Origin of the sequence: Vreelandella boliviensis LC1 (genome assembly GCF_000236035.1) — a bacterium.
Classification (GTDB): domain Bacteria; phylum Pseudomonadota; class Gammaproteobacteria; order Pseudomonadales; family Halomonadaceae; genus Vreelandella; species Vreelandella boliviensis.
This window is the reverse complement of sequence record NZ_JH393273.1, coordinates 1-655: the sequence shown is the minus strand read 5'-3', so window position 1 is coordinate 655 and position 655 is coordinate 1. Positions and strand designations below refer to the sequence as shown.

Sequence of the window (655 nt, the reverse complement as noted above, 5' to 3'; positions counted from 1 at the left end):
CAAACAGTAAGCTTTGCTGATCTTTCGCCGAAAGCAGGGTGGTTTGGGTCAAGTCCCCATCAGCAATATGGCGTACTACGCTAGCTGCATAGCGTGGGTCGCCACCTAGCCTGCGTGCGACATCACGAATAACCCAGCCCATCAGCAGCGTTACCGGAAGGCCAATGATCAACAGAATCACTACCGAACGAATCAAACCGGCAATAAAGGCTTCATTAATATCGTCGACATAAACGCCCGCTGCGAGTGACCACTGCCACTCGGGAAGATAGGCCACGTAACTGATTTTCGGTACCTGTTCATCGCCAGTAATACGACGGGAGAAGTAGTCAACGTGCCCACCACCGGCTTTGGCTGCCTCTCGGAAAGCGGCGTAAAGATCCATACCGCTAGCATCCTGGTAAGCGCTCATGTCTTCACCACGGGGGCGGTTGGGGTGGGAAACAATCTTTAGCTCGTCATCGAAGGAGAAAATATATTCTCCGCCGCCAAAACTGACGCTAGACATATTATCGATGGCACGCTGCTGGGCTTCTTCAAGGCTGAGCTCACCGGCGGCGACCCGTTCTTGCAGGGCTGTAAGCTGGCCATGCACACTTTCCACCACGTACTGAATGCTATCGCGGCGTTCGTTCTCAATCGTTTGGCGGTTCTC

1 protein-coding gene is annotated in these 655 nt (G+C 53.6%); it reads right to left on the bottom strand.

The window, feature by feature from the left end; genetic code table 11:
- Positions 1-655, bottom strand: a 655-nt coding sequence (locus KUC_RS18980; protein ID WP_040481828.1) for a cache domain-containing protein, incomplete at both ends; no start/stop codon positions are given.